General features: G+C 73.4%; 4 protein-coding genes. All 4 read left to right on the plus strand.

Going from position 1 to position 6,333, the window contains the following annotated elements; translation table 11 throughout:
• Positions 1-51: 51 nt before the first annotated feature.
• The 4 genes from treY to ACFU0Y_RS16365 all read left to right on the plus strand — a co-directional run bounded on the left by treY (position 52) and on the right by ACFU0Y_RS16365 (position 6,113).
• Positions 52-2,409 (plus strand): malto-oligosyltrehalose synthase, encoded by a 2,358-nt coding sequence (treY, locus tag ACFU0Y_RS16350; protein WP_380215721.1) that lies wholly within the window; start codon positions 52-54, stop codon positions 2,407-2,409.
• 5 nt (positions 2,410-2,414) lie between these two features.
• Positions 2,415-4,286, plus strand: a complete 1,872-nt coding sequence (treZ, locus tag ACFU0Y_RS16355) for a malto-oligosyltrehalose trehalohydrolase (protein WP_380215723.1) — start codon at positions 2,415-2,417, stop codon at positions 4,284-4,286.
• 104 nt (positions 4,287-4,390) lie between these two features.
• Positions 4,391-5,416: an aldo/keto reductase gene (locus ACFU0Y_RS16360; RefSeq protein WP_380215727.1), complete on the plus strand. Its 1,026-nt coding sequence runs from the start codon at positions 4,391-4,393 to the stop codon at positions 5,414-5,416.
• 19 nt (positions 5,417-5,435) lie between these two features.
• On the plus strand, positions 5,436-6,113 hold the full coding sequence (locus ACFU0Y_RS16365; RefSeq protein WP_380215725.1) for a LysE family translocator: 678 nt from the start codon (positions 5,436-5,438) through the stop codon (positions 6,111-6,113).
• Positions 6,114-6,333: the final 220 nt, after the last annotated feature.

Consider the following 6,333-nt stretch of genomic DNA (forward strand, 5'->3'; position numbering starts at 1 on the left):
CGGGTCGACAGCCTGCTGGCGTTTCCGGGGCCGGGCCGACAGACTGGAGCGGTGCGCACACCTATCTCGACCTACCGACTCCAGATCACCTCCGACCTGACGCTCGACCGCGCGGCGGGGCTCGTGGACTACCTCCACGACCTCGGCGCCGACTGGGTCTACCTGTCGCCGATCCTGCGGGCCGTCGACGGCTCCGACCACGGCTACGACGTCGCGTCCCCCGCCGAGGTGGACCCGGTCCGGGGCGGTGCCGCCGGGCTCAAGGCGCTCGCCGACGCCGCCCACGCCCGCGGCATGGGCGTGCTGGTGGACATCGTCCCCAACCACCAGGGCGTCGCCGCCCCCGAGCAGAACCCCTGGTGGTGGTCGCTGCTCGCGCAGGGCCAGGCCTCGCCGTACGCGAAGGCCTTCGACGTCGAGTGGGCATCCGGCGGCGGCCGGGTGCTGATCCCCGTGCTGGGCGACGGCGACGACGAGCTCGCGCAGCTGCGGGTCGAGGACGGCACGCTGCGCTACTACGACAACGTCTACCCGCTGGCCGAAGGCACCTGGGCGGAGGGCGACGACCCGCAGGACGTCCACGACCGGCAGCACTACGAGCTCGTGAACTGGCGCCGCGGCGACGCCGAGCTCAACTACCGCCGCTTCTTCACCGTCGCCACGCTCGCGGGCGTGCGCGTCGAGGACCCGGAGGTCTTCGAGGAGTCCCACGCCGAGATCAAGCGGTGGATCGACGAGGGCCTCGTCGACGGGCTGCGCATCGACCACCCCGACGGGCTGCGCGACCCACGGCAGTACCTCGAGCAGCTGAAGGAGCTCACGGGCGGCGCCTACGTCGTCGTCGAGAAGATCCTCGAGCCCGGCGAGCGGCTGCCCCGCGACTGGGCCACCGCGGGCACCACCGGCTACGACGCGCTGGGCACGATCGACCGGCTGCTCACCGACCCGGCCGGGGAGTACGCCCTCACGAGCCTGGACGCCCGGCTGCGGGACGGCGAGCCCGTGCACTGGGACGAGCTGATCCACGGCACCAAGCGCGCCATGGCCGACGGCGCGCTGCTGGCCGAGGTCCGGCGCCTCGCCCGCCTCGTGCCCGGGGACGCCGGGCTGGAACGGGCCGTCGCCGAGGACGCGCTGGCGGAGGTCCTCGCGAACTTCCCCGTCTACCGCAGCTACCTGCCCGAGGGCGCCGAGCACCTGCGGTCGGCCCTCGACGCGGCCCGGGAGCAGCGCCCGGACCTCACGGACGCGATCGGCACCCTGGGCGGGCTGCTCGGGGCCGGGGCGACGGACGAGGCCGAGCTCGGCGAGCTCGCCCGCCGCTTCCAGCAGACCTCCGGCATGGTGATGGCCAAGGGCGTCGAGGACACCGCGTTCTACCGCTTCACCCGCCTGACGTCCCTGACCGAGGTGGGCGGCGACCCGTCGCACTTCTCGCTGACGCCCGAGGGGGCGCACGCCGAGCTCGCCCGGCGGGCGGCCGAGGAGCCCCTGGCGATGACGGCGCTGTCCACGCACGACACCAAGCGCTCCGAGGCGGTGCGGGCACGGATCACCGTTCTCGCCGAGTCCGGGGAGCAGTGGGCCGGCGTGGTCGGCACCGTCAAGAAGCTCGCCGGGGAGGCCGGCGCCCTCGTGGGCGACGGTCCGCTCGTGAACCTCGTGCTCCAGGCCGTGGTGGGCGCCTGGCCCGTCTCGCAGGAGCGGGTGCTGGACTACGCCCTCAAGGCCGCCCGCGAGGCCGGCAACTCCACCGCCTGGGTCGACGGGGACGCCGAGTTCGAGCAGCGGCTCACCCGGTTCGTCGAACTGGTCTTCCACGACCCGCAGATGCGGGCCGTCGTCGAGGGCTTCGCCGAGCACGTCACCCCGGCCGGCTGGGCGAACGGGCTCGCCGCCAAGCTCGTGCAGCTGACGATGCCGGGCGTCCCGGACGTCTACCAGGGCTCCGAGCTGTGGGCGGAGTCCCTCGTGGACCCGGACAACCGTCGTCCCGTCGACTTCGGGGAGCGGGCCGCCCGGCTCGCCCGCCTGGACACCCCGGTGGGCGGCACCGCCGACGGGATCCCCGCCGTGGGACCGGACGCCGCCGCCAAGCTGCTCGTCACCAGCCGCGCCCTGCGGCTGCGCCGGGACCATCCCGAGCTGTTCACCGGCTACACCCCGCTCACCGCGTCCGGTCCCCTGGCCGGGCACGTGTTCGCGTTCGATCGCGGCGGCGCCGTGACCGTGGCCACCCGTCTGCCCCTCGGCCTCGCCGCCGCCGGCGGCTTCGACGGCGAGACCCTCGAGCTGCCCCCGGGCGACTACGACGACGTGCTGACCCGCCGCCGGCACACGGGCACCGTGGAACTGACCCGGCTGCTGGCCGACTACCCCGTGGCGCTGCTGCGCCGGAAGGACTCCTGACCTCCATGAACACCCGCGAGAACCTGAACCGCTTCGACGTCTGGGCCCCGCACGCCAGGACGGTGACCGTGCGGATCGAGGGCGAGGAGCACGAGATGATCCCCGCCGCGGCCCTGGCCGAGGACTCCCCGGCCGGCACCGCCGCGCGCCGCGACGGCTGGTGGACCCTTCCGGACGGCGCCGACGTCCCCGACGGCACCGTGCGCTACGGGTACCTCCTGGGCAAGACCTTCGACGAGGGCACGGCGCAGGAACGCTCCCAGGTCTCGGACGTGCTGCCGGACCCGCGCTCCCGCCGCCAGCCCCAGGGCGTGCACGACCTCTCCTGCACCTTCGACCCCTCCGCGCACCGGTGGGGGGACGGCGCGTGGACGGGGCGCACGCTGGCCGGGTCCGTGATCTACGAGCTGCACCCCGGCACGTTCACCCCGGAGGGCACCCTCGACTCGGCGGTCGAGCGGCTCGACCACCTCGCCGGGCTCGGCGTGGACTTCGTGGAGCTGCTGCCCGTCAACGGCTTCAACGGCGAGCACAACTGGGGCTACGACGGCGTCCTCTGGTACACCGTGGACGAGTCCTACGGCGGGCCGGCCGCCTACCAGCGCTTCGTGGACGCGTGCCACCAGCGCGGGATCGGCGTGATCCAGGACGTGGTCTACAACCACCTGGGCCCGTCCGGGAACTATCTGCCCCTGTTCGCCGACTACTTCAAGCCGGGCTCCAGCACCTGGGGCGATCTCATCAACCTGGACGGCTGGGGCTCGGACGGCGTGCGGGACTACATCCTCGACAACGTGGAGATGTGGCTGCGCGACTACCACGTGGACGGGTTCCGCCTCGACGCCGTGCACGCCCTGCAGGACCACCGGGCCGTGCACATCCTCGAGGAGATCGCCGAGCTCGTGGAGCGCGTGGGCGTGGAGACCGGCAAGCCCCTGTTCACCGTCGCGGAGTCCGACCTCAACGACCACCGGATGATCACGCCGACCACGTCCAACGGCCTCGGCATGACCGGGCAGTGGCTCGACGACTTCCACCACGCCGCGCACGTCGCCCTCACCGGGGAGACGCAGGGCTACTACGCCGACTTCGCCGCCCTCGGGACCCTCGACAAGGTCATGCGGGACGCGTTCTACCACGACGGCACCATGTCGGTCTTCCGCGGCCGCCACCACGGCCGGCCGGTCGACAAGCAGCGGGTGCGCCCGTGGCAGTTCGTCACGTGCATCCAGAACCACGACCAGATCGGCAACCGCGCCGCGGGGGACCGGATCAGCGCGAGCCTCACCCCGGACCAGCTCGTGCTGGGCGCCACGGTGCTGCTCACCCAGCCGTTCACCCCCATGCTGTTCATGGGGGAGGAGTGGGGCGCGTCCACGCCGTGGCAGTTCTTCACCGCCCACCCCGAGCCCGAGCTCGGGGAGGCCGTGGCGAAGGGCCGCAAGGCGGAGTTCGCGTCCATGGGCTGGGACGAGGACACCGTCCCGGACCCCCAGGACCCCAGCACGTTCACGAACTCGAAGCTCGACTGGGACGAGCTCGGCCGCGACGGTCACGCCCGGGTGCTGACCGCCTACCGCGAGCTCATCGCGCTGCGGCGCGCCGTGCCCGAGCTCACCGACCCCCGCTTCGACACCATCGGCACCGACCTCGACGAGGACGCCCGCTGGTTCGTGCTGCGCCGGGCCACGGCCCCGGGCTCCGCCCACGGGGTCGCGGTGCTGCTGAACTTCGGCGCCGAGCCCGCCCGGGTGCCGTTCCCCGGCAGCCCGGACGCTGAGGTGCTCTTCCGCTCGGGCGACGTGCGGCTGGACGCGGGGACCGGCGGCGCCGTCGCCGCGCTGCCCGCCCACGGCGCCGCCGTGGTGCGGTACTGAGCGCCCGCCGTCCCCCGACCGACCTCCCCGATCCCCGAAAGGCCGCCGTGCGCACCTACGGACCCGACGTCCCCTACCTCCCGGCCGACGACCGGTACGAGACCATGCCCTACCGCCGCGTGGGCGAGTCCGGGCTGAAGCTGCCCGTGATCTCGCTCGGGCTGTGGCACAACTTCGGCGACGACAAGCCGCTCGCCACCCAGCGCGCCACCCTGCGCCGGGCCTTCGACCTCGGCGTGACCCACTTCGACCTCGCCAACAACTACGGCCCGCCGGCCGGCGCCGCGGAGCTGAACTTCGGCCGGATCCTGGCGCAGGACCTCGCGCCGTACCGGGACGAGCTCGTGATCTCCTCGAAGGCCGGCTGGACCATGGGCCCGGGCCCCTACCACTTCGGCGGCTCCCGAAAGTACCTCGTGTCCTCCCTGGACCAGTCCCTGCAGCGGATGGGCCTGGACCACGTCGACATCTTCTACCACCACCGCCCGGACCCGGACACCCCGCTCGAGGAGACGATGCGGGCCCTCGACCACATCGTGCGCTCCGGACGGGCCCTGTACGTGGGGATCTCCTCCTACAACGCCGAGCTGACCCTGCGCGCCCAGCAGCTCATGCGGGAGCTCGGCACCCCGCTGCTGATCCACCAGCCCTCCTACTCGATGCTCAACCGGTGGATCGAGTCCCCCGGCCCGTCGGGCACCTCCCTGCTCGGTGCCCTGACGGAGACGGGGATGGGCTCCATCGTGTTCTCCCCCCTGGCCCAGGGCATGCTCACCGACCGGTACCTGGACGGGGTCCCGGAGGGCTCGCGGGCCGCCGCGGAGAAGTCCCTGGACCCGCAGTGGCTGAGCGACCAGACCCTGGAGAAGGTCCGCGGCCTGCACGAGATCGCCGTCGCGCGCGGCCAGAGCCTGGCGCAGATGGCGATCGCGTGGGTGCTGCGCGAGCAGGCCGACGGCCAGGTCACCACCGCGCTGGTGGGGGCCTCCTCGCCGCAGCAGCTCGAGGACAGCGTGGGCGCCGTGCACCACCTCGAGTTCACGGCCGAGGAGCTGGAGGCCATCGACCGGCTGGCCACCGACTCCGGCATCAACATCTGGGCGGGCGCCCGCGACTCCAAGACCGCGTGAGCGCCGGGGCCCGGTAGCCGTGGAGGCCTCGCAGTACCTCGCCCTGCTCGGGCTGTGGATCGCCGGGATCGTCGCCCCCGGCCCGGACGTCCTGGTGATCCTGCGCAACGCGTCGCTGGGCTCCCGGGCGGCCGGGGTGCTCACAGCGGTCGGCGTGATGACCGGCAACCTCGTGTGGATCACGCTCTCCCTCACCGGGGTGACCGTCCTCATCGGGCAGGCGGACACGGCTCAGCGGATCATCCAGGTGGCCGGGGCGCTGTTCCTCGGCTGGCTCGGGGTGAGCGGGATCCGGGGCGGTCTCGCCGCGCGGGCCGCGCCGGACCGGGTGCCGAGCGTCGCCGCCGGCGGGCCCGCGACGGTCCCGGAGGAGTTCCCCTCCTCACCGGGCCGGGCCGTCACCCCCGGGCGCGGCTTCGTGCTCGGGCTCGTGACCAACCTCTCGAACGCGAAGGCCATCGTCTTCTTCGTGGCGCTGTTCGCCAACGTGGTCCCGGCCGGGGCGCTGTGGTGGGAGACCGTCCTGGTCTTCGCGCTGCTCGTGGTGGTGGGCCTGGCCTGGTTCACCGCCGTGGCGTGGCTCGGCTCGGTGCAGCGGCTGGCCGCGGGCTTCCGACGGCACGGCGCCGCCGTGGAGCTGGGCGCCGGCGCGCTGTTCCTGGTGCTCGCCCTGGGTCTGCTCGTCAGCGCGCTCTGAGCCCCACCGACAGGGCCCGTTCCCGGCGGGCACTAGACTGGGGCGCTGGGTCCTGCCCGGCCGGGCGCCGGGCGCCCGTGCGGGTGTCCGCCCGGCGTGCGCCGGGAACTCGACCCAGACGACCAGACGAAGGAGTCCCGTGTCCCACCATCCCATTCGCGTGGCCGTTGCCGGTGTCGGCAACTGCGCCTCGTCGCTGATCCAGGGCGTGCACTTCTAC

Source organism: Kocuria sp. NPDC057446 (assembly GCF_042802875.1).
GTDB lineage: Bacteria > Actinomycetota > Actinomycetes > Actinomycetales > Micrococcaceae > Kocuria.

Bases quoted from the DNA above. Each gene is read 5' to 3' on its own strand.
- ACFU0Y_RS16360 (WP_380215727.1), top strand. From the start codon at position 4,391: ATGCCCTACCGCCGCGTGGGCGAGTCCGGGCTGAAGCTGCCCGTGATC.
- treZ (WP_380215723.1), top strand. From the start codon at position 2,415: ATGAACACCCGCGAGAACCTGAACCGCTTCGACGTCTGGGCCCCGCAC.